Source organism: Thermophilibacter gallinarum (assembly GCF_014982725.1).
Taxonomy (GTDB): Bacteria; Actinomycetota; Coriobacteriia; order Coriobacteriales; family Atopobiaceae; genus Thermophilibacter; species Thermophilibacter gallinarum.
In genome coordinates, this window is sequence record NZ_JADCJZ010000001.1 from 1 (window position 1) to 17,898 (window position 17,898).

Annotated in this window: 18 protein-coding genes; 9 read left to right on the forward strand and 9 right to left on the reverse strand. The window is 68.1% G+C overall.

The features are described from left to right. A partial coding sequence (locus tag INF26_RS00005; protein ID WP_193528722.1) for an Ig-like domain-containing protein occupies positions 1 to 2,921 on the reverse strand: 2,921 nt, incomplete at its 3' end. Between the two features lie 714 nt (positions 2,922 to 3,635). On the opposite strand from INF26_RS00005, the gene INF26_RS08610 reads away from it, so the two are divergent. Genes INF26_RS08610 through INF26_RS00040 form a run of 7 tightly spaced genes read left to right on the forward strand, consistent with a single transcriptional unit; the run spans position 3,636 to position 8,452 of the window. Beyond that, positions 3,636 to 4,568 (forward strand): transglutaminase-like domain-containing protein, encoded by a 933-nt coding sequence (locus tag INF26_RS08610; protein WP_193528723.1) that lies wholly within the window; start codon positions 3,636 to 3,638, stop codon positions 4,566 to 4,568. A 9-nt stretch (positions 4,569 to 4,577) separates the two neighbouring features. Further along, positions 4,578 to 5,669 (forward strand): type II secretion system F family protein, encoded by a 1,092-nt coding sequence (locus INF26_RS00015; RefSeq protein ID WP_193528724.1) that lies wholly within the window; start codon positions 4,578 to 4,580, stop codon positions 5,667 to 5,669. A 45-nt stretch (positions 5,670 to 5,714) separates the two neighbouring features. Continuing rightward, entirely contained in the window at positions 5,715 to 5,984 is a 270-nt protein-coding gene (locus tag INF26_RS00020) for a hypothetical protein (RefSeq protein WP_226371780.1), read from the forward strand. Between the two features lie 8 nt (positions 5,985 to 5,992). Next, positions 5,993 to 6,511 (forward strand): DUF4860 domain-containing protein, encoded by a 519-nt coding sequence (locus INF26_RS00025; RefSeq protein ID WP_193528726.1) that lies wholly within the window; start codon positions 5,993 to 5,995, stop codon positions 6,509 to 6,511. Next, positions 6,508 to 6,888 (forward strand): hypothetical protein, encoded by a 381-nt coding sequence (locus tag INF26_RS00030; RefSeq protein ID WP_193528727.1) that lies wholly within the window; start codon positions 6,508 to 6,510, stop codon positions 6,886 to 6,888. The genes INF26_RS00025 and INF26_RS00030 overlap by 4 nt, the downstream gene beginning before the upstream one ends. After that, positions 6,885 to 7,367, forward strand: coding sequence for a S4A5 electrogenic sodium bicarbonate cotransporter 4 (locus INF26_RS00035; protein ID WP_193528728.1), 483 nt, complete (start codon positions 6,885 to 6,887; stop codon positions 7,365 to 7,367). Before INF26_RS00030 ends, INF26_RS00035 begins: the two co-directional genes overlap by 4 nt. An 11-nt stretch (positions 7,368 to 7,378) precedes the next feature. After that, positions 7,379 to 8,452 (forward strand): type IV pilus twitching motility protein PilT, encoded by a 1,074-nt coding sequence (locus INF26_RS00040; RefSeq protein ID WP_193528729.1) that lies wholly within the window; start codon positions 7,379 to 7,381, stop codon positions 8,450 to 8,452. Between the two features lie 40 nt (positions 8,453 to 8,492). Here INF26_RS00040 and INF26_RS00045 read toward each other — a convergent pair whose 3' ends face one another. Both INF26_RS00045 and INF26_RS00050 read right to left on the reverse strand, forming a co-directional pair. Continuing rightward, positions 8,493 to 8,681, reverse strand: a complete 189-nt coding sequence (locus INF26_RS00045) for an Arc family DNA binding domain-containing protein (RefSeq protein ID WP_193528730.1) — start codon at positions 8,679 to 8,681, stop codon at positions 8,493 to 8,495. A gap of 12 nt (positions 8,682 to 8,693) precedes the next feature. Continuing rightward, complete coding sequence (locus INF26_RS00050) at positions 8,694 to 9,713, reverse strand: SPFH domain-containing protein (protein WP_193528731.1); 1,020 nt, start codon at positions 9,711 to 9,713, stop codon at positions 8,694 to 8,696. 203 nt (positions 9,714 to 9,916) lie between these two features. Here INF26_RS00050 and INF26_RS00055 point away from each other — a divergent pair, with 203 nt between their 5' ends. Continuing rightward, positions 9,917 to 10,885: a hypothetical protein gene (locus tag INF26_RS00055; RefSeq protein WP_193528732.1), complete on the forward strand. Its 969-nt coding sequence runs from the start codon at positions 9,917 to 9,919 to the stop codon at positions 10,883 to 10,885. Positions 10,886 to 11,160: 275 nt separating this feature from the next. After that, the gene (rlmD, locus tag INF26_RS00060) at positions 11,161 to 12,327 is read left to right on the forward strand and encodes a 23S rRNA (uracil(1939)-C(5))-methyltransferase RlmD (protein ID WP_193528733.1); all 1,167 of its coding nucleotides are present in this window, start codon (positions 11,161 to 11,163) and stop codon (positions 12,325 to 12,327) included. Positions 12,328 to 12,408: 81 nt separating this feature from the next. Here the strand turns inward: rlmD and purN are convergent, their stop codons facing one another. The 6 genes from purN to brnA form a co-directional block, all read right to left on the reverse strand. After that, complete coding sequence (gene purN, locus INF26_RS00065; RefSeq protein ID WP_193528734.1) at positions 12,409 to 13,023, reverse strand: phosphoribosylglycinamide formyltransferase; 615 nt, start codon at positions 13,021 to 13,023, stop codon at positions 12,409 to 12,411. Further along, positions 13,013 to 14,107, reverse strand: coding sequence for a phosphoribosylformylglycinamidine cyclo-ligase (purM, locus tag INF26_RS00070; RefSeq protein WP_408647493.1), 1,095 nt, complete (start codon positions 14,105 to 14,107; stop codon positions 13,013 to 13,015). The genes purN and purM overlap by 11 nt, the downstream gene beginning before the upstream one ends. A gap of 32 nt (positions 14,108 to 14,139) precedes the next feature. Beyond that, positions 14,140 to 15,609, reverse strand: a complete 1,470-nt coding sequence (gene purF / locus INF26_RS00075) for an amidophosphoribosyltransferase (RefSeq protein ID WP_193528735.1) — start codon at positions 15,607 to 15,609, stop codon at positions 14,140 to 14,142. Between the two features lie 18 nt (positions 15,610 to 15,627). Further along, entirely contained in the window at positions 15,628 to 16,671 is a 1,044-nt protein-coding gene (locus INF26_RS00080) for a class B sortase (protein ID WP_193528736.1), read from the reverse strand. Between the two features lie 48 nt (positions 16,672 to 16,719). Beyond that, positions 16,720 to 17,181 (reverse strand): 5-(carboxyamino)imidazole ribonucleotide mutase, encoded by a 462-nt coding sequence (purE, locus tag INF26_RS00085; protein ID WP_193528737.1) that lies wholly within the window; start codon positions 17,179 to 17,181, stop codon positions 16,720 to 16,722. A gap of 62 nt (positions 17,182 to 17,243) precedes the next feature. Further along, positions 17,244 to 17,576 (reverse strand): type II toxin-antitoxin system BrnA family antitoxin, encoded by a 333-nt coding sequence (gene brnA / locus INF26_RS00090; protein WP_193528738.1) that lies wholly within the window; start codon positions 17,574 to 17,576, stop codon positions 17,244 to 17,246. Positions 17,577 to 17,898: the final 322 nt, after the last annotated feature.

Sequence of the window (17,898 nt, forward strand, 5' to 3'; positions counted from 1 at the left end):
TCCCCGTCGGTCACGGCGCAGGCCGTGTCGGTGGTGCCGCCGCGGGTCACGGAGTCGTCGGCGGAGACGGGGTACTGGCCGTCAACCTGGTAGTAGTACTCGACCGTGTACTTGGTGTCGGTGTTGGGTGTTAGATCAACCCTGACTTCCGAACCACCGGGGACGTTGTCGAGCTCCCAGCTCTTACCAGCGCCGTCCGACGTGTCCTTTGCAGAAAACTCGGCGTCCCCGGTCGTAGCCCCTGCCTGCGGAGCGGTGATTTTCGCCGTATAACCGTCGGGAACATTCACGCCAAGCAGGAAGTCGGCACAGTCACGCTCCTCATAGACGTAATCGACCGTGTAGCTCAGGCCATCCTCTGTAGGCGTGAAAATAATGTCCTCGGTCCGGTCGCCCCATTTCGAAGGCTCGATATTCCCATCGACACTGATCTGCTCGCCATTCTTATACACGACAATCGTGATGGTCGAACCGTCGAACTTAACCTGCGTGTAGCGAGCCTGGAACGTTCCGCCCTCGTAGATATTCGAATCGTTCTTCTGAGGCGTCAGCGTCTTGCCGTCGTTCGATAGCTTGACGTTGTACTGAGCAGCGTTGCTCTCGGTAATCTTGACGTTACCGACATACCAACCGTCGAAGGCATAACCCTTCTGGGGGTCTCCTGCAGTTGAACCCTGGGCCGTACCCGACTCGGGGTCAAGAGACTCGCTGGGACGAGTCACAGAACCGCCTTTGGTTGCACTGTAGGTGTACGTCACCTCGGTTACGTACTTTGCGTAGAACGTAACATCTGCCTGAAGGTTCTTGAAGTCGGCAGCGGTCGCCTTATCCGACATCTCGCCGGTTTCGCGGTTGTAGCTCTTATACCAACCGTCAAAGGTGAACGTAACTCCACCATATTCCTTGGTCTCCGACATATCGGGGACCTGGACATCCTTGCCGATTTCCACGAGCTGGCTTCCCAGGCCACCATCCACAAGCTGGATGCCCGACTGACCAGGGTCCTTTACATAAAATGCTGCGTTCACGTACTTGGTATCGTGAAGAACAAGGCGTCCATCAACATGCCAGTCATGTGTATTCGTAAGATACACAACCTGACCGTTTTCGCCGTCCCACTTATGACTGTTGTTGGAGCCGGCAGCCACAATCGCCTTATCCCAGACGATGCTGAACGTGCCGTCCGCACCGGTTCCCTCGGTATCGAACTTATACGTTTTGCCGTTGACGGTAATCGTCTTGTCCTTATAGTAATCGCCGGCATCTTCAATCATCGAACTAAGACCCGCGGAAATGATCGTACCGTTAAGCTCTGCGCTTGCTCGAGGAGCGATAATCACGCCCTCGCCGCCATAGAGCCAGTCGCCAGCCTGATACGCTGCGCCCTCTCCGGGAGTAACCCCCGGATACACGAGATAGAAGTACGCCTTCTGCCTCACGTCCCCACTCGTGTTGCGGCGGACGGTGATCCTCACGCTGCCGCTGAGGCCACTTGCGGTACGCGCCGTAATGGTGGCGGTGCCGCCGAACCCCTTGCCAGTGACCCTTCCGCTCTGGTCAACGGTAGCAACTGAGGTATCGCTCGAAGACCACGTCACCTTCTCGTTGGCGTCGGACGGCGTGAGGGTCGCATGAGCCTGGGTGGAATCTCCGGAGGTGATCGTGTCCTTTTCGATGGTCACTTCGATACCGGTAGCAGCAACAGGCTCAGCAACGACCTCGAAGTAGGTGTACTCGTAATTGTTACCAGTCCAGGCGCCGCTATAGCCAAAACGAACAGTAATCTCAGCACCGACTCTTACGCCGTCATTAATAGTCAGTGTCGCACGGGCATCCTCGCCCTCTTGGTAGCCATCCCAAGTCCACCGACCTTCGCTGCCGATACTCGTATTCGACAGCCTGCCGTATTGAGTTCCATCCGAAATCGACCACTTCGCTCTGTCGCTCTTGTAGTCTTCGGTAATCGTCACGCTCGAGCCGGCGGTAACCTCGTAGGGATCCCACTCGGTTCCGCTACCGTCCAGAATGCCATTACCCGTGGCGGCCATCAGCGAAATGCTGTTGTCGACGCTCTGGACCGAGTTGGGCGTGGTCTCGGGAGCGGTCTCTTCATCCTCGACGGTCGTTTCGTCGGTGACGGTGGTGTCGGTCTCGGTCGTCTCCTCCTCGACCGGGGTCTCCGCCTCGGGGACGGCCTCGGTGGTGACCTTGATCGTGGTGCCGTCGGTCACGTTGGCGGCGGCGAGGGTGTACACGCCGCTGTCGTTGGCGGCGACGTCGGACTCGGCGCTGTCGGAAGTCACGGCCTTGACGGAGGCAATCTGCTGCCCGTCATCGGGAGTAACCGTGAACTTGAAGTCCTGGGTGGTCTCGACCTTGGCGGTCTTGTCAGCCGTGTCGGCGGTGACGTTCTTCTCGCCGTCCTGGTTGTAGGTCAGCGTGGCGCCGGTCACGTCGAACTTGAGGGTTGCCGTGGTGTCCTCGGTCTCGGGAGAGGACTGCTCGTCGGCGGTGGAGTTGCTCGTCTCCTTGGACGGCTCGGTCGTCTCGACCGGCTTGGTCTCCTCGGCCTTCTCGACGGGCTCGGTCTTCTCGGCCGGCTCGTCCTTCTGCTCCGTCGGCTCCTCGGGGGTGGCGGGCTCGGTCGGCTCCGCGGGCTCCTCCGCCTCCTTGGGCTCAGAAACCGGGGGGGTGTCCTTTTGCTCGTCGGTCGACTCGGACGGCTCGGTCTCCTCGGCCGGCTTGTCCAGAACGATCTCCTCGCGACCGCTCTCGCCGTCGCCGACGATGACGTCAGCGAGCGCCTGGATGTTGGAGGACTGCAGCACGAGGACGACGCTCAGGAAGACCGCGAGCACGGCCTTCCACTTCTTCATCGCCTCGCGACGCTTCAGGTTCCTGCCCTCGCGTCCCTCACTCATACAAACCACCTCTTCAGTGCCGGGGCGCCTCCCGAAGACGCCCATTTGCTTGTGCATCCGCTCTAGAGGCAGCTGTCCCTAGGCTAGATACTCGAGACGTTAGCACACATTACGCGGCGCTCGCTGGCTCATTTTATGGCCTGTGCTGCTAGGTTTAACGTTAACATTGTGTCTGACGATATCTATTTTTATGTTGCAGCAATTTGACAGTTTTTTATCACTTTGCATTCACCTGCGCATTTTTCGAACAAATGCTCTCTCTAGCCGGACTTGAGAGTTTCGTTAACACATTTTGTTGCCGCGAGTTCAGGTTTCCAAACCGCCCCATTATTCTCTTGGCTGAACTAATGGGTGATGCCCAGAGGCCAGATTTTGTGGGTGAGCGGCTTTCAGAAAGCACATGTTGGGGAGACGAGCCCTTCTGAGGGGCGGCGTTGGCACTTGCGGTAGGCGAGTTGGGTCGAAAAAATCTCCGGTTCTGCCGATTTTTTCTCGCTGGGCGGGAGCGCATCTATATTTGTACGCGTTGGCGTGCGGGAAGTTGGCGCTCGTGAATTCACGAGAGGCGGGTTTTGGGCGGAAACGGTGCCCGGAACGGCGCTCGTGAATTCACGAGCTTGGGTTTCTGTCGGCGGGGCGGCGCTCGGGCGAGCGTGGGGCGGACGGCGGACCCCTCCCCTATAATGGCGTCATTGGCCGAAACAGGAGGCTGCCGTGCGTTTCCCCCGGAAAAGAGGTGTCGCCGCCATCGCGCTGACCTGCGCGCTCTCGCTGGCGGCATGCTCCGGGGGGTCGTCGGGTAGCGCGGGCGGGTTCGACCCCGGCACCACGAGCGGCCCGGCGTGGACGATGCCCACCGCCGCGCTCCTCTCGCCCTTCTCGGCGGACGCCGTCTCCGCGGCCGAGCCGGTGGTGGACCTCTCCCATGCCTCGGAGGGCTACGTCGCGGCGTCGGCCACCTCCGACGCCCGCCTCAAGCTGCAGGTGGTCTGCGGGGAGATGAGCTACAACTACGACCTGCCCTCGGACGGCTCGCCGATCGTGGTGCCCCTCAACATGGGCGACGGCGCCTACCGCGTGCGCGTGATGCAGAACACGAGCGGCAACAACTACGTGGAGGTCTACTCCGTGGGTGCGGACGTGGAGCTGGAGAGCGAGTTCGCGCCGTACCTGCGGCCCAATCTCTTCTGCGACTACGACGACTCGAGCGCGGCCGTGGCCAAGGCGCGCGAGCTCGCCGCGGGCGCCGAGAACGAGGGCGACGTGATGCGCGACGTCTGCATCTGGGTCGCCAGCAACATCACCTACGACTACGACAAGGCCGCCGAGCTCTCGGGCACGAGCGGCTACGTGCCCAGCCCGGACGAGACGCTCGCCTCGGGAACGGGCATCTGCTTTGACTACGCGTCCCTCTCCGCGGCGATGCTGCGGAGCCTGGGGATCCCGTGCAAGGTGGTCACCGGCTACGTGTCGCCGGACGGGGTCTATCACGCGTGGAACCTGGTCTACATTAATGGGAGCTGGACGAGCGTCGAGTTCTCCGTGCGCGAGGGCGAGTGGTCGCGCGTGGACCTCACGTTCGCCGCGGCCGGCGCCGGGGACACAGTGGGCGACGGCACGTCGTACACCGACCGGTACGTCTACTAAGGAGCGGGGATGAGCGAGAGCCTGAAGAGCCCGACGGGGCGCGAGGGACGCGGGGCGGGGACGCTGCCGGCGAGCGAGGTCGCGGCGTTCTGCGAGGGCCTGGCGGCCATGCTCGCGGCAGGGATCCAGCTCGACGAGGGGCTGGGGCTTCTCGGCGAGGGCGCCGCGGGCACGCCGATCGCGCCGGTGTGCGACGAGCTGTACGGGAGCGTCGCCGGCGGCGAGGCACTGTCGGCCGCGATGGCGGCGGGCGGGCGCTTCCCGGCGCACGCCGTGTCCACGCTGGCGGCGGCCGAGCGCGCCGGGCGCACCGAGCGGGCGCTGCGCGGGCTGGCGGGCTACTACGCCGAGGAGGCCCGCGTCATGGAGAAGCTCCGCACGGCCGTGGGCTACCCCGCCGCGCTGCTGTGCGTGATGAGCGTGGTGCTGGTCTTCACCGTGGCCGTCATCCTGCCGGTCTTCATCGGCGTCTACGAGGACATGGCCGGCTCGCTCACGGCGGGCTCGGGCCTGGCGGTGAGCGCGTCGATCGCCGTGGGCTGGGTCGCGCTGGTCGTGGTGGTTCTCGCGACGGCCGCCGCGCTCGTCGGCGTGGCCGCGAGCAGGAGCGTCCGTGGACAGGCGGCGATCGTGCGCCTGCTGGAGCGGCTGCCGCTCACGAGTGACGCCATGCGCCAGCTCGCGCTGTCGCGCTTCCTGGGGACGCTCTCCACCTGCCTGGCCGCCGGATCCAACGAGGACGCCGCGATGGAGGAGGCGCTTCGCACCGTGGAGAGCGAGGGGCTGCGCTCCGAGCTGGAGCCCGTGCTCGCCGCCATGACCGACGTGAGCCGCGGGCTGGGGCTCGCGCAGGCGATCGCGGAGAGCGAGGTGCTCGAGCCCACGCAGGCGCGCATGCTCTCCATCGGCTCGCGCGCCGGGTCGACCGACGCCGTGCTCGAGCGGCTCTCCGAGGCGTGCTTCGATGACGCCGTCGCGCGCGTGGACCGCGTCATCGACGCGACCGAGCCCGCGCTGGCGGCGTTTCTCACCGTGGCCGTGGGCGCGACGCTCGTCTCGGTGATGCTTCCCCTCATCGGCATCATGGGGTCGGTGGGCTAGGTGGGCGCCCGCAGGGACAGACGCGAACGGCGCAGGTGGCCGTGGGTGCTGGCAGCGGTTGCCGTCGCGGGCGCGCTGGTGGCCGCGGCGGGGCCCGCGGTCGCGGGCGCCCTGCGCGAGCAGGGGGCGGCGAGCGTGCGCGACGCCGTCCTGCGCGCGGCGGCGCAGTGCTGCGCCATCGAGGGCTCCTACCCCCACACGCTGCGCCACCTGGAGCAGCACTACGGGCTCACGGTCAACCATGACGACTACGTGGTCATCTACGAGGCGTACGCGTCCAACGTCACGCCGAGCGTGGTGGTGACGCCGCGATGAGCGCGCGCATGGACCAGCTGCTCGACGCCATCGGCGAGGCGCGCGCGGCGCGCGGCGCCGAGCGCGGCGGGCGCTCGACCCACGTCTTCGCCGTGGCGCTTCTCGCCCTGTTCCTCCTGGCGCTGCTGGGCAGCGTCGCCTTTGGCACGCAGGTCTACCAGCGCCTCAACGAGCGCTCCGTCGGCGCGGCGGGCGCGCGCTCGCCGCTCGGAGTGATCGTGAACGCCGCGCGGGCGACCGACGCCCCCGGCTCCGTGGAGCGCGGCGAGGGGCCCGAGGGCGACGCACTCGTGCTCGTGGAGCGACTGGAGACCGGCACATACGAGACGCGCTTCTTCCTGTGCGACGGCTGGCTCGTGGAGCAGTATGCCGTCGCGGGCGCACCCTACGAGACCGACGGGGCGACGTGGCTCGCCGAGGCCGGGTCCTTCTCGCTTGAGCTGGACGACGGGATGCTGACGGTGAGCTGCGACGCGGGGACCGCGCGGGCGGCGCTCCGCTCCCAGGTCGAGGGGGTGGCGTCATGAGCGGGCGCGAGGCGATGCGCCCGGCGGCGCCCTGGCGCGGGACGGCCTTCCTCGTGGAGGCGTGCCTGCTGCTCGCCGTGGTCGCGGGCTGCGTGGCGGTGTTCGCCGCGCTCTTCTCGCGGGCGGGCCTCGAGGGGGCGCGGGCCGAGGAGCTCACGCGCGCCGTGGTGGCCGCGCGCGACGCGGCCGAGGTCTTTGCCGCCGAGGGGGAGGACGCCGCCGGCGAGCGCGAGGTCGGGGCGCTGAGCGTGCGCGTCGACGTCACGGGCGACGACGAAGTCGCGGGGCTGCTGCGCGCCGTCATCACCGTGAGCGACGCCGAGGGCGCCGAGGTCTACCGGCTGGAGACCGCGCGTGCGGGAGGTGGTGCGTCATGAGCCGGGCCCGCGGGGCGCAGGCCTCGGGCGGCGGGGTCCGCATGGGCCCGGTCAGCCTGTTCGCACTGGTTGTGGCGCTGTGCCTTGCCGTCATGGCCGTGCTCGCCGTGACGACGGCGCGCGCCAGCATGGCGCTCGCGGAGCGGCAGGCGGCCTTCACCGCCGACGACTACGCCAACGAGGCCGTGGGGCAGGAGCTCCTCGCGCGCGTGCGCGCCGTCGCCGACGAGGGCGGCGCGGACGGGGTGGGGGCGCGGCTGGACGACCTTCTCGTCGCCTGCTCCGCCGAGGGCGGGCCGGCCGTGACGGCAACCATCAACGAGGGGCAGCTCAGCGCGCACATCGAGTCCGGGAGCGGGCGCTGCCTTGACGTCGTTCTCGCCATCGGCGAGAACGGAGAGGTGAGCGTGGGGTCCTGGCGGGCGACCACGCTCTGGGACGAGGACACCGGCGACGTCCTGTGGACGGGCCAGAAGTGACGGGAGGCATCATGGATCTGACGGGCTTTCTCAAGGAGATGGTCGACGAGCGGGCGTCCGACGTGTTCTTCATCGCCGGCCTCCCCGTGACGTACCGCGCGGCCGGGCGGCAGGTCCGCCTGGGCGACGAGCCGCTCATGCCGGCCGACACCGAGGCCGCCGTGCGCGCGATCCTCTCGGCCGCGGGGCGCCGGACCGACTGGATCGAGGAGCAGGGCAACCACGACCTGGACTTCTCGTTTGCCCTGCCCGGCGTGGGCCGCTTCCGCGCGAACGTGTTCCGCCAGCGCGGCTCGGTCTCCGCCGTAGTGCGCGTGATCCCCTTCGGGCTGCCCAACCCCGGGGAGTTCGGCATCCCCGAGGAGGTGCTGCGCACCGCCGAGCTGCAGAAGGGCCTCGTGCTCGTGACCGGTCCGGCGGGCGCCGGCAAGTCCACCACGCTGGCGTGCATCGTCGACCGCATGAACCACGGGCGCTCCGGCCACGTGATCACGATGGAGGACCCCATCGAGTTCGTGCACCGGCACGGGACGTGCATCGTCACGCAGCGCGAGGTTCCGACCGACGTGGCCACCTACGACGAGGCGCTGCGCTCCGCGATGCGCGAGGCGCCCGACGTCATCCTGCTCGGCGAGATGCGCGACGCCGAGACGATCTCCACCGCCGTGACCGCGGCCGAGACCGCGCAGCTCATCTTCTCCACGCTGCACACGACGGGCGCGGCGGGCACCGTGGACCGCATCGTGGACGCGTTCCCCGCGAGCCAGCAGCGGCAGATCCGCCTGCAGCTGGCCATGGTGCTGCAGGCCATCGTGAGCCAGCAGCTCGTGCCGACGGTCGACGGCGGCGTGACGCCCGCCTGGGAGATCATGGTGAGCACGCCCGCGATCCGCAACCTCATCCGCGAGGAGAAGACGCACCAGATCGACTCAGCGATCGCGGCGCGCGGGGACCTGGGCATGCGGACGATGGACCAGAGCCTGTTCGCGCTCGTGGAGTCCGGGCGCGTGGCGCGCGACGTCGCGCTGCAGTACGCGGTGCACCAGGAGGCGCTCGAGCGGCGCCTGACGGCGGCGGGCCTCTAGGCAACGGCACGGGGCGGGGAGCCTGGCTCCCCGCCCCGTCTCACTTCTCGGGCTTGTCGTCCTTCTCGGCTTTGCCCCTCTTGGGGAGCCGGCCTGCGCGGCGCAGGGCGTCGCGCAGGATCCACTCGACCTGGCCGTTGGCGCTGCGCATCTCGTCCGCGGCCCAGCGCTCGACCGCGGCCCAGACCTCGGGGTCTATGCGGAGCGGGTATTGCTTGCGCGCGGCCACGGGTTCGCGCCCCTACTGGTAGAGGGAGCCGGTATTGAGGACGGGCTGGGCCTCGGACTCGCCGCAGAGGACGACCATGAGGTTGGACGCCATCACGGCCTTGCGGTCCTCGTCGAACTCCACGACGCCGCCGTCGGAGAGCTCCTTGAGGGCCATGTCCACCATGGAGACGGCGCCCTCGACGATCTTCTTGCGCGCGGCGATGATGGCCTCGGCCTGCTGACGGCGCAGCATCGCCTGGGCGATCTCCGGCGCGTAGGCGAGGTGCGTGAGGCGGGCGTCGTCGACGGAGACGCCGGCCGGGGCGAGGCGACGATCGAGCTCCTGCTTGAGGGTCTCGGAGACCTCCTCGATGTTGGAGCGCAGCGTGATGGAGCTGTTGGAGGCGTCGTCGTCCTCCATGTGGTCGTAGGCGTAGACGCTGGCCACGTGGCGCAGGGCCGTCTCGGTCTGCATGGCAACGTAGCTGGGGTAGTGGTCGACGTCGAAGAGGGCCTTGGCGGTGTCGGCCACGTGCCAGACCACGACGGTCGCGATCTCGATGGGGTTGCCCATCTTGTCGTTGACCTTGAGGCGGTCGCCGTTGAGGGTGCGGGCGCGCAGGGAGACCTTGGTGGAGAGCGTCTTGGCGGCCGCGGCGGCCTTCACGGACGGGGTGCCCTCCTCCAGGCTGACGTCGATGGAGGCACCGGTGCCGTCCGAGCCCAGGCTGTGGGAGTAGAAGGGGTTGACCCAGTAGAAGCCGGACTCGCGGACGGTGCCCACGTAGTTGCCAAAGAGCACGAGCACGCGGGCCTGCCCCGGCTGCAGCGAGAAGAATCCGCAGGTGACGATGATGGCCACGATGAGCAGCACGATGCCGCCCACGAGCAGCCCGGGGCCGGTGACGGGGGCGGGCACGCCGGCGTCCTCCGCGGTGGCGAGGATGATGATGCCCTGGACTATGCCCCAGATGGAGGCGGCATACGCGACGAGGGTGACGAAGAGCATGGGCCAGCCCGATCCGGCGCGGGCCTGCTTCTCTACAGTCATTGCAGTTCCTTTCCTGGTGTCGTGCGGGCCCGGGGTGGCCGCCTCGACTGAGGTCATTGTGATATCACATTGGTTTCTGCGCAAATGGAGAATCCGTCGAGACGGCGGCGAACGGCGCCATGTGCCGGGCGAGCGCGCATGTGGCAGCTAGCGGTAAGTTGCGCCTCGTAAGATGTGGGGCTCTTCGATTGGGGAGGTGCCTCATGGGACTGAGCGTCGGGTTCGACTCTTCACTTCGCTACTGGCTCACCAAGACCGCGGACGAAGCGCTCCCGGAACCCGCCGGCAGCGCCGCCATTGCACGGGCGACCGCCGGGCTTCGGGAGGTGCGGGCGGAGTCGCTGCCGTTCGGCCCGAACGAGCGGCGGCCGCTGCACCTGCTCGTTCCCGATCGCCGGCTGGGGCATAGGATGGACGGCGCCGTGGCCCACGTGATAAGCCGCCCCCTGCCGGAGGGCTCCCTCTGCCGCCTCTCGGGAGACAACACGATAGCCTCGCCCGAGCTCACCTACGCACAGATGGCCGCGTCCGAGCCCTTCATCGAAACCGTGCGCATCGGATGCTATCTCTGTTCCACCTTCTCCATTGGCGACGACGGCCGCGACTACGTCGGCGAGCGGGGACAGCTCACCACGGTGGAGAGCCTTCGGGCCTATGTTGACCGCCTCCCTCCGGGGACCCGGGGCGTGCGACGGGCTCGCGAGGCGCTCGCATATGTCATCGACGGTCTGGCGTCGCCGATGGAGGTCTTCCTCGGGATGGGATACGGGATGCCGCCGAGCCTGGGAGGGATGGGTCCCTTCGTCATGCACGCCAATCAGAGGATCGAGATCGACGAGCGGATACAGGAGCTCCTCGGCTCCCGCTTTCTCAAGGGCGACCTCTACCTGCCCGAGTTCGGCACGGACCTCGAATACGACAGCCGCAGGTTCCATACCGGTCAATATCGTCTCGACCACACGCAGGCACGAAGAAACGCGATAGAGGCCATGGGGATCAAGACCGTATCGGCGACCTATGGCCAGATAGACACCTTCGCGAAGTTCGAGAACTTCACCTGGATGCTTCGGAAGAGGCTCGGGCTCGTCCAGCCCGAGTACTCGCCTGAGGAGCGGCAGGCACAGATGGCCCTCTACGACACCCTTCTTTCCCCCACAAGCCGCCTGTTTTGAGCCCTCGATTCATCGAGTCTGTAGTTTTTGGCGCTATCGCGTAGTACAGACTCGATGAGCAGCTCTCCTACCAGCGGTTTCTGTCTCAAAAATCGAGTCTGTACTTCAAGGTACGCCGAAAAAGTACAGACTCGATGAGCCGAAGACCCAAATTGGTCCCGGAGGCCGCGGCGCGCGACGCTTTCAACGGGCGGAGGGTCCTACGAACGACCCGGAGCCTGTTGGAAGGGGCGCGCGCCGCCTCGGTCGGGTATGCTTGCTGCGAAGGAGGCCCCATGGGATACAAGACCTATACCTGCCCGATCTCCTGGGACTGCGGCGGCTGCGAGTGGCTCGCCGTTCCCTACCCCATACAGCTGCGTCGCAAGCAGGAGCAGGTCCTCGACCTGCTCGGGGACATGGCCTCCGCCGACGGCGCGAGCCTCGAGGACATCCGGGGCATGGACGAGCCCGTGCGCTACCGGCACAAGGCCGCGACCCCGTTCGCCCACGCACGTGGCGGCCGCGTGCACTGCGGCTTCTACGCCGCGGGCACCCACCGCATCGTGCCCTGCGACGAATGCCTCGTTGAGGACCCGCGCGCCCGCGCCATCCTGAACATGGTCGCTCGCGTCGCCGAGCGCCTCCACATCCCGCCCTACGACGAGGACCGTGGGACCGGCGTGCTCCGCCATGCCGTGGTCCGCTGCGGGTGGAAGACCGATGACGTTCTGCTCACGCTGGTCACCCGCGTGGCGGAGCTTCGCGACGAGCGTCGCGTGGTCGACGAGCTCCGCGCCGCATGCCCCGATGTCACGAGCATCGTCCTCAACGTCAACGACCGGCGTACCAACGCAATCCTCGGGCGTCGAAGCCGCACGCTCTTCGGTCCCGGTGTCATGCACGACGAGCTGCTCGGCTGCCGCTTCGAGATCGGCCCGACCAGCTTCTACCAGACGAACCCCGCTCAGACCGAGGTGCTCTACGAGCTCGCGCTCGAGGGGGCCGGGTCCTCCGGCCACGTCCTCGACGCCTACTGCGGCACCGGCACCATCGGCATCTGCGCCGCCGCTCGCTCGAACGAGCTGCAGGTCACCGGCGTGGAGCAGGTGTCGTCCGCCGTGGCCTGCGCCCGGCGCAACGCCGAGGCGAACGGCGTCGCCGACCGATGTCGCTTCGTGGCCGCCGACGCCACGTCCTGGATGGAGCGCGAGGGTCGCGGCCAGCACTTCGACACCGTCATCATGGACCCGCCGCGCGCGGGCAGCACACCCGAGTTCCTCGCCGGCGCCGCCGCGCTCAGGCCGCGGCGCATCGTCTACGTGAGCTGCAACGTCGTCACGCAGGCGCGCGACCTCGAGGTCCTCCGCGAGCGCGGCTACCGCCTGACCCGCGTCGCCCCCGTCGACATGTTCCCCCACACCAAGCACGTGGAGTCCGTCGTCACGCTCGAGCGCCGCTGAGCGGCCCGCGACCCGACCGAGAACGCAGGAGGGACCCGCCCTCACGGGCGGATCCCTCCTGTCGAATACCTGGGTCGGCCGCTAGGCCGGGTCGATCGCCACCGTCAGGTCCTCGCGCACGTGGACGCGCCCGGCGGCGAGCATCCCCACGACCTCGGGGTACAGCTCGTGCTCGATCTCGTGGATGTGCTCCTCGAGCTCGTCGACCGTCCAGCCCTCCTCGACCGCGAGCGCGCGCTGCGCGATGATCGGGCCGGCGTCGTAGTCGGCGTTCGCAAAGTGCACCGTCACGCCCGTGACCTTCACGCCGCGCGCGTACGCGTCGTCGATGGCGTGGGCGCCGGGGAAGCTCGGCAGCAGCGCCGGGTGAAGGTTGACCACGCGGTTGGGGAACGCCGCCAGGATCGGGTCGTTCACCTTGCGCATGTAGCCGGCCATGATGACATAGTCCACGCCGCGACGCGTGAGCTCGGCGGCGATGATCTCGTCCGCATTCTCCGGATCGGCGTAGATCTCCTTGGAGAGCGTGAGCGTCTGCAGCCCGGCGGCCTCGGCGCGCTTGAGGCCGAAGGCGCTCGGCCGCGAGCTCACCACGAGCTCGATCGAGGCGTCGAGCGAGCCGTCGGCGATGCGGTCGATGATGGCCTGCAGGTTGGTCCCGCTGCCGGAGATGAGGACGCCGATCTTAACGCTCATCGTCGTACACCACCTTGCCCTTGGCGCCCGCCTCGCCGGCCACGCACTCGCCCATGACGAAGGTCTCGAGCCCCTGCTCGGCGAGCAGCTCGCGCGCGCGCTCCACGTCCTCGGGCGCGCAGATCACGCTCATGCCCACGCCCATGTTGAACGTGCGGTAGGCCTCCTCGGTCGTGAGCCCGGCCGCGCGCACCATGTAGGAGATCACGGGCGGCACATCCCAGGCGGGGCCGTCCTCGCCGCCGCGGTAGACCAGCGCGTCGACGCCCTCGGGCATCGCGCGGTCGAGGTTCTCGGTGATGCCGCCGCCGGTGATGTGCGCCATCGCGTGCACGGGCGCACCGGCGCGCAGCGCGGCCAGCAGCTGGCCCGCGTAAATCCTCGTCGGGCGCATCACGGCGTCGGCGAGCGACTCGCCGCCCAGCTCAGGAAGCGGCGTCTCCAGCTCCTCAACGCTGCGCCCCTCGATCGCGACCTTGCGCACGAGCGAGTAGCCGTTGGAGTGGATGCCGGAGCTCGGGATGCCCAGGATCACGTCGCCCACGCGGACGAGCTCGGGACCAAGCAGCTTGGGGCGGTCCACGACGCCCACCACGAAGCCGGCGAGGTCGTAGTCGTCGGCAGCCATGACGCCGGGGTGCTCGGCCATCTCGCCGCCCACGAGCGCGCAGCCAGACTTGCGGCAGCCCTCGGCGATGCCGCCCACGATCTTGGCGACGTGCTCGGCACGCAGCTTGCCAATCGCGACGTAGTCCAGGAAGAACAGCGGCTCGGCACCCATCGGGACGATGTCGTCCACGCACATGGCCACCAGGTCCTCGCCCACCGTCTCGTGGCGGTCGAGCAGCTGCGCGATCGCGAGCTTGGTGCCCACGCCGTCGGTGCCGGAGACCAGGATCGGCTCCTCCATGTCCTTCAGCGCGGCGGCCGAGAAGCACGAGCCGAAGCCGCCCAGCCCGCCGATGACCTCGGGTCGGTTGGTCGCGGCCACGGCGGCCTTGATCGCGTCCACGGCGCGGGCGCCCTCGGCGGTGTCGACGCCGGCGTCGGCGTAGCTCACGTGCTTGGTGTTCTCGGCCATCATGGTCCTTCCTGACGGGCGGTCTTCCTTCTTCGTCATTCTACGGGAACCTCGGCGAGCGGCGTGCGCGACGCCTCCGAGGCGGCCTCCAGGTTGTTGGGCTCGCGCCCCGGCAGGAACCGTTCCTCCCACCAGGAGCGCGGGATCTCCACGGGGTAGTCGCCGGTGAAGCACGCCGTGCAGTAGCCGTCCTCCGGCACGCAGGCGAGAAGCCCCTCGACGGAGAGGAACCCCACCGAGTCCGCCTCGATGTGGGCGCGAATCTCGTCGAGCGACATCTGAGCGGCGATGAGCTGGTCCTGGCTTCCTGTGTCGATGCCGTAGAAGCACGGCCAGGCGACCATCGGCGACGCCGACCGCACGTGGACCTCGGTCGCGCCGGCTGCCTTGAGCATGCGCACGATCTGGCGGCTCGTGGTGCCGCGCACGATGGAGTCGTCCACCATCACGAGGCGCTTGCCGCGCACCACGTCGGGCAGCGCGTTGAGCTTGAGGCGCACGCCCATCTGTCGCAGCTCCTGCGTGGGCTGGATGAAGGTGCGCGCCACGTAGCGGTTCTTGATGAGCCCGGTCCCGAAGGGAATCCCCAGCTCCTGGGCAAAGCCCTCGGCTGCCGGCGTCCCGGAGTCCGGCACGGAGATCACGAGGTCGGCGTCGACGGGCGTCTCGCGCGCGAGCCGCCGCCCCATGTTGTGGCGCATCAGGTAGAAGCTCGACCCCCGCACCACCGAGTCGGGTCGCGAGAAGTACACGTGCTCGAAGATGCAGTTGGCGCGCGCCCCCGGCACGCGACCGCGCTCGGAGCGGATGCCGTCGTCGGAGACGCGCACGATCTCCCCGGGCTCGATCTCGCGCACGAGCGTGGCGCCGACGATGTCGAGCGCGCAGGTCTCGCTCGCCACGACCCAGCCGTCGTCGCCGAGCCGCCCGAGCACGAGCGGCCGGATGCCGTGCGGGTCGCGGAAGGCGTAGAGCGCGTTCTCGCGCACGAGCACCATCGCGTAGCCGCCCTCGAGCATGCGCATCGTGTGCGCGATGCCGGAGCGCAGCCGACCCGCGCGCTGGGTGAAGTAGCCGATGAGCTTGGCCGCCACCTCGGAGTCGGTGTTGGAGCGGAACGGGATGCCCATCTCGATGAGCTCGCGGCGCAGCGCCTCGAAGTTCACCAGCGTCCCGTTATGCGCCAGCGCGAGGACCACGTCGTCGACGACGGAGAGGTGCGGCTGCGCGGACTCCCAGCCCTTGGCGCCGGCGGTCCCGTAGCGGCAGTGCCCGCAGGCGACCTTGCCCGGCATGGCCGAGAGGTCGGAGTCGGTGAAGACCTGCGTGACCAGGCCGAGGTCCTTGCGCACGAGCACGGTGCTCCCGTTGCCCACCGCGATGCCGGCCGACTCCTGCCCGCGGTGCTGCAGCGCCCGCAGCGCGAAGTACGTGAGGCGCGCCACGTCTCGCCCGGGCGCCCACACGCCGAAGACGCCGCACTCCTCGTGGATCTTCTCGTCCATCCGACCCTCCCCGGCGTCCTACGCGCCGGCCTTGGGCACGCAGACGAGCAGCGTGCGGCCGTCGTCGCCGTAGTCGTAGTTGCAGGTGCAGAGCGTGAGCACGTGCGACGCGCCGGAGATGAGCGCCTCGGCGTCCGGGTTCTTGGCCACGGCCCTGCCGAGAAGGTCGGTGAGGTAGGCGCGCAGCTCGTCGTCCGACTCGAAGGTGAGCTTCCGGGCGTTCTCGTCGCTGCCGTCGGTCTGGTAGACGAGCAGCGGCACGAGGTCGTAGGTGGCCTCCTCGGTCACGTACCAGACGTTCGGCACCTTGTCGAACATCTCCTGGTTGGCCAGGTCCGAGACCGCCTTGAACATGGAGCCGTTGCGCATGTGGTGGCCGTAGATGAGCGTCTGCCCGTCGACCATGCCCGGCGCGGTGTTGGCGTAGTCCATGAAGATCAGGCCGCCCACGGCGTAGCTGCCGTCGGCGCCCGTACGGATGTACTTCTCGTTGTCCTCAGCCTGGTAGACGGGGAAGCTGACCACGGTCCGCGGGATCTGGACCCAGCCCACGACGTCGTCGTTCACGGCCTTCAGCGCCTCCCAGTCAACCGAGGGCGCGGTGGTGCCGTTGTCGGAGACGTCGGCGTAGGTGGCCAGCTCCTCGTTGAGGACGTCCTGCTGGTGGTACTGCCACTGGTTGTAGATCCAGATGCCCGCCGCGGCGAGGAGCAGGCCGGCGCCCACCACGAACAGCACGACGGAGACGATGCGGCCGACGCGCTTCCTGGGGTCCTTGCTGCGGCGTCCGGAGAGGTCGTAGGGGTCGGTCTCCACGAAGTGGGCGCTGTGGCGCCCGCGGCGGCCCGAGCCGCGCTCGTCGGCCCCGGAGACGACGGGGATGTAGCGCGCCTCTGCGCTGTGGGGCGTGGAGGCCGCGTGGGGGTTGCCCTCCGGGGCGTGGTAGGACTCGTCGCCGCCCTTGCGGGTGCGCAGGCCGGCGCGCGGGTTGCCGCCCGTCCGGGCGGCGGGGGCGCGGCGGGCGCCGCCCTTCCCCTCAGGCTGTTTGAAGTGCGAGGCCATGGCCCCTCCGTTCTTCTCGCCGCGGCGCGCCGGGCCCGCGGGCCGGGCCTAGGCCTCCGCCATCTGGCGCTTGAACTCGGCGATCTTCTCGCGGTACTCGGGCATGGTGGCGCCGAGGATCTGCGTGGCGTAGATGGCCGCGTTCTTGGCGCCGTTGATGGCGACGCAGGCCACCGGCACGCCGGAGGGCATCTGCACCATGGAGAGCAGCGAGTCCATGCCGCCGAGGTCGGAGGTCTTCATGGGGACGCCGATGATGGGCAGCGGCGTGAAGGCGGCAACGACGCCGCCGAGGTGCGCCGCCTTGCCGGCGGCGGCGATGATCACCTTGAGGCCGCGGTCGGCTGCGGAGCCGGCCCACTCGTGGACCTTGTCGGGGTTGCGGTGCGCGCTGGCAATGACCAACTCGTACGGGACGCCCAGCTCCTCGAGCTGCGCGGTGCACGCCTCCATGACGGGCATGTCGGACTTGGAACCCATGATGATACCCACGAGCGGCTGGTCTGCCATGATGCCTCCTCTGTCGTTGCATACGCCCCTAGTATAGGGACAAAGCGGCCGAGAAGGGCCGCCTACTTGCGCCCTTTCTCGGAAGTCGGGGGCACGCCGAGGCGCAGGTCGCGCTCCTGCTCCTCGCGCAGCCGCTCCCAGACCCAGGTGCGCAGGAGGCTCTGGCGCGGCTGGCCGCAGCGGCGCGCCTGGACATCGATCTGCTCGATCATGTCGACGGGCAGGTCGAGGTTGACCTTCCTGGTGAGGGTGGTGGCGAACACCTCGTCGGGATCGGGCTCGACCAGGCGCGCGCTGTCGTAGTCGAGAAACTCGTCGATGTCCTCGCCGTTGTCGAACATCTCGTCGAACTCCTCCTCGGTTATGGCCTTCTTCCCGTCACGCGAGCGAATCATAGTCCCCCCTCTCCTTCCTTCTCGAGCGCCGGACCGAGATGATCCGCGTCACGCCCTGCTCTTCTCCGGGTCCCACTCGAACTCTCGCGTCCTCACCGTACCTCCTCCCTAGTAGAGGTATTGAATCGGTATGGATTCAATACCTTTGTGTGTCCGAGCCCTCTGGGAGGAGCGTAGCGGGTGACGCTTCCCGCACGCTGACCGGTGGCTTTCCGCAGGCTGACGCGAGACCCGCCCGCCGCAGGTCGAGCGCCGTGCTGGACGACCCGCAGGCTACCGTCAGGTTACGGGCCTCCACGGGACGCCCAAAAGGGCTATGCTG

Bases quoted from the DNA above. Each gene is read 5' to 3' on its own strand.
- INF26_RS00050 (WP_193528731.1), bottom strand. From the start codon at position 9,713: ATGACTGTAGAGAAGCAGGCCCGCGCCGGATCGGGCTGGCCCATGCTC.
- INF26_RS00040 (WP_193528729.1), top strand. From the start codon at position 7,379: ATGGATCTGACGGGCTTTCTCAAGGAGATGGTCGACGAGCGGGCGTCC.
- purN (WP_193528734.1), bottom strand. From the start codon at position 13,023: ATGAGCGTTAAGATCGGCGTCCTCATCTCCGGCAGCGGGACCAACCTG.
- purM (WP_408647493.1), bottom strand. From the start codon at position 14,107: ATGATGGCCGAGAACACCAAGCACGTGAGCTACGCCGACGCCGGCGTC.
- INF26_RS00030 (WP_193528727.1), top strand. From the start codon at position 6,508: ATGAGCGGGCGCGAGGCGATGCGCCCGGCGGCGCCCTGGCGCGGGACG.
- purF (WP_193528735.1), bottom strand. From the start codon at position 15,609: ATGGACGAGAAGATCCACGAGGAGTGCGGCGTCTTCGGCGTGTGGGCG.
- rlmD (WP_193528733.1), top strand. From the start codon at position 11,161: ATGGGATACAAGACCTATACCTGCCCGATCTCCTGGGACTGCGGCGGC.
- purE (WP_193528737.1), bottom strand. From the start codon at position 17,181: ATGGCAGACCAGCCGCTCGTGGGTATCATCATGGGTTCCAAGTCCGAC.
- INF26_RS00055 (WP_193528732.1), top strand. From the start codon at position 9,917: ATGGGACTGAGCGTCGGGTTCGACTCTTCACTTCGCTACTGGCTCACC.
- INF26_RS00035 (WP_193528728.1), top strand. From the start codon at position 6,885: ATGAGCCGGGCCCGCGGGGCGCAGGCCTCGGGCGGCGGGGTCCGCATG.
- brnA (WP_193528738.1), bottom strand. From the start codon at position 17,576: ATGATTCGCTCGCGTGACGGGAAGAAGGCCATAACCGAGGAGGAGTTC.
- INF26_RS00025 (WP_193528726.1), top strand. From the start codon at position 5,993: ATGGACCAGCTGCTCGACGCCATCGGCGAGGCGCGCGCGGCGCGCGGC.
- INF26_RS00080 (WP_193528736.1), bottom strand. From the start codon at position 16,671: ATGGCCTCGCACTTCAAACAGCCTGAGGGGAAGGGCGGCGCCCGCCGC.
- INF26_RS00015 (WP_193528724.1), top strand. From the start codon at position 4,578: ATGAGCGAGAGCCTGAAGAGCCCGACGGGGCGCGAGGGACGCGGGGCG.